We start from the raw sequence: 2,573 nt of genomic DNA, 5'->3' as shown, positions 1-2,573 counted from the left end.
CCATTTTCGAAACGCGCCTCGAACTGATCGGCATCGATCTCGCTGAGGAAAAGGAGCGGCTGATTGGCGTGCTCTTCCTCGGTCTTGCCGCCATGATGCTCACCATGATGGCGCTCATTACGCTCACAGTGCTGGTCGCGATCGCGTTCTGGGACACGTACCGGTGGCAATCGCTTGCTGGGATCACCGTTGCGTACGCGTTGGTTGCCGTGTTTTGCGCCATTCGCGCACGCGCCGGCCTGATCAATGCGCCTAACGTGTTCGACAGCACGATCGCCGAGTTCAAGAAGGACCGTGACCTGTTTAACTGAGGTGCGCCGCGGGCTCACCTCATGGCGACGCCCGGGCAGTACGACAAAACAGTATTTATCGATGACTTTCCAAGAGCCCGCCACGCCATGAGTCACAACGACGACACCTTCAAAGCTCAGAAGCGAGCGACCGCGCACAAGCTGAGCACACCCCACATGCGCGCATTGCGTAAGGAACTGCTGATTGCGCGGGCGGATGTCGAGCGCATGGAACTCGCACAGGCCAGCGCCGATCTGCGTTACAAATTCTCGCATTTCAGCGTCCTTAATCTGCTGATGCCGGGACGCCGCAAACGCGGCCGGGGAGCGGCAGGCAGCGGGTTCATGAGCCGGCTTGGCGGACTGAGCGGCCTTTTCAGTGGCGGCGGTGGCTTGGGGCTGTTGCTCAAGCAATATCCTGTTGTGAGTTCTCTTGCTTCCCTGGTGCTCACGAAACCCGTGCGCTCGCGGCTGCTGGCGAGCGCGAAACCGATACTCAAGTGGGGCGGTCTGGGCCTGGTCGGGTGGGAAGCGTATCGCGTGTGGCAACAGATCAAGTCGAGTCCCAACAAGTCCTCATCGCCCGACGTTGCCGTCGAACCGGACGCCTGACACGGCAGGGCGGGACATCCGGACTGTAGGATGCGTTTCTTTAATTTACTCATTTCTTCAATTTACTCATTTGCCGCTCCAGCACGCCGCCACTTTGGGCGGCGTGAGTTTTTCAACCGACCGATTTGACCTGACGCCCGTCGCGTCCAGCGAATAGATTCCGCACATGTCGTGCGCGTCGAGCGGCAGTGCTTCAATCGAATAGCCGCCGTTCTGCTCCGACTCGCCGAGCATACGCAACGCGTACACCGCCGTGCCCAGCGCAGGCGCTTGATCGAAGCCAAGGGGCAGCTTGGCAGCCGAGTCATTGCTCGACACCGTTCGTGCGCTCTCCACGTATTGAGCGGCGCGATAAAGCGCGGTCACCGCATCCAGCCGATGCCCTCTTGCCACCTGCTCGCGATAAACCGGCATGGCGAATGTCGCGATGATCGCCGCCACGCCGAGTGTGATCATGAGTTCGAGCAGCGTGAAGCCCTCGTCGAACTTGTCTGTCGTAGTCATGGCGAACCCTCTTGAAACGGCTTTGCAACAATGCGTCGCCAGTGCCGCACGACGCCGTTTTCGCCCATTTCAATCTCCTGCTGCAACCACGACTCGTTGCCCGCCATCCGGCCGAAGCCGCGGGCGGTGATCAAAACAGCGCCGGCTTGTTCGTTCGTCCGTGCCGGCCATGCTTCGATCAGGCATTGGGGCGGTCGTATCGCGTATGGCCACGACGCAAAAGGCATCACAGCACTCGCCGACGCACCTTCGAACGAAGCTTTCAGCCGCCATTTATTCGGTTCAGCGGCAAGCGGACCGGTGAGGATTTTCAGCTCGGGCAGCGAGTCAAGCGCGATGCTGGCACAGCGGATCAACGCGCTGTCCGCGCTGTGAAACGCCTGCACGCGCTCACCCAGATTAGTTGTTGCCCGCGCGCCGACGAGCGCTGCCTCAAGCCATGCGGCGGCGGTGACCAGCAGCATCGACGTCATCAGCAGGACGATCGGCAACGCAATGCCGCGTGAGCGTCTACCTAAGCAGATACCTAAGCGGATACGTTTGTTCATGACGATCCCGCTGCCGGAGTGTTCGATGAATTAGCTGCATTGCGCAGTGCGATGCGGCGCCGGAAAACTTGCCGGATGCGACCGTCCGCGGACACGGCCGACGCACCGTCGCAATCGGCATAACGCGGGCGAGCCGTCGCGCTCGGACTGTCTCCTCGCACGAGCAAACACACGTCCACGGCGACGACCAGCGGCCAGCGGTCCTGAGAGATAGCCGCTGCTTCAACGGAGAACGATGCATCTTTCAGCCAGTAGCTGAACCTGAGCCGTTCAATTCCCTCGACCAGCGGCTGCCCAGTACCGGGCTTGCCGCTTCCTTCGCAATACAGCTCGGGCTCGACCGTGGACGAACTCGCCTTCGCGTAATAGCGGTTGACGATCCACTCACCCGCCGATATCTGCCCAAGACAGTCTGTCGGCAAGCCGGACGACGACGGCCACGTCGAGATAGTATCGGCGGCATAGCGGACAACTATGCCGTCGGACCGGCTCGCGAGTGTTTCGCACACGGGTGCGGCGTCGCTACCGGTCGGACGGCCTGAGGAGCATCCGAACAGCGGCGGGCTCTCATCTGCATGGCCGGCGCCAGCCGGGACGAAACCCGCCATCTGCACTTGCT

At 61.3% G+C, this 2,573-nt stretch carries 5 protein-coding genes; 2 read left to right on the top strand and 3 right to left on the bottom strand.

Annotation, left to right across the window (positions count from 1 at the left end):
• Together M0954_RS12165 and M0954_RS12160 are read left to right on the top strand one after the other, a co-directional pair.
• Positions 1 to 311, top strand: a 311-nt coding sequence (locus M0954_RS12165) for a phage holin family protein (protein WP_297353436.1), incomplete at its 5' end; no start/stop codon positions are given.
• 87 nt (positions 312 to 398) lie between these two features.
• Entirely contained in the window at positions 399 to 902 is a 504-nt protein-coding gene (locus M0954_RS12160) for a DUF3318 domain-containing protein (protein ID WP_297353434.1), read from the top strand.
• Between the two features lie 66 nt (positions 903 to 968).
• Here the strand turns inward: M0954_RS12160 and M0954_RS12155 are convergent, their stop codons facing one another.
• From M0954_RS12155 to M0954_RS12145, 3 genes are all read right to left on the bottom strand, one after another.
• Entirely contained in the window at positions 969 to 1,406 is a 438-nt protein-coding gene (locus tag M0954_RS12155; RefSeq protein WP_297353432.1) for a type IV pilin protein, read from the bottom strand.
• Positions 1,403 to 1,954: a hypothetical protein gene (locus tag M0954_RS12150; RefSeq protein WP_297353430.1), complete on the bottom strand. Its 552-nt coding sequence runs from the start codon at positions 1,952 to 1,954 to the stop codon at positions 1,403 to 1,405. The genes M0954_RS12155 and M0954_RS12150 overlap by 4 nt, the downstream gene beginning before the upstream one ends.
• Positions 1,951 to 2,573 (bottom strand): PilW family protein (locus tag M0954_RS12145; RefSeq protein WP_297353428.1); only part of this gene is annotated, 623 nt, incomplete at its 5' end. The genes M0954_RS12150 and M0954_RS12145, both read right to left, overlap by 4 nt.

Source organism: Paraburkholderia sp., from assembly GCF_026225065.1.
GTDB lineage: Bacteria > Pseudomonadota > Gammaproteobacteria > Burkholderiales > Burkholderiaceae > Paraburkholderia.
Note: the sequence above shows the minus strand (reverse complement) of the source record. Positions and strands in the feature narration are given on the sequence as shown.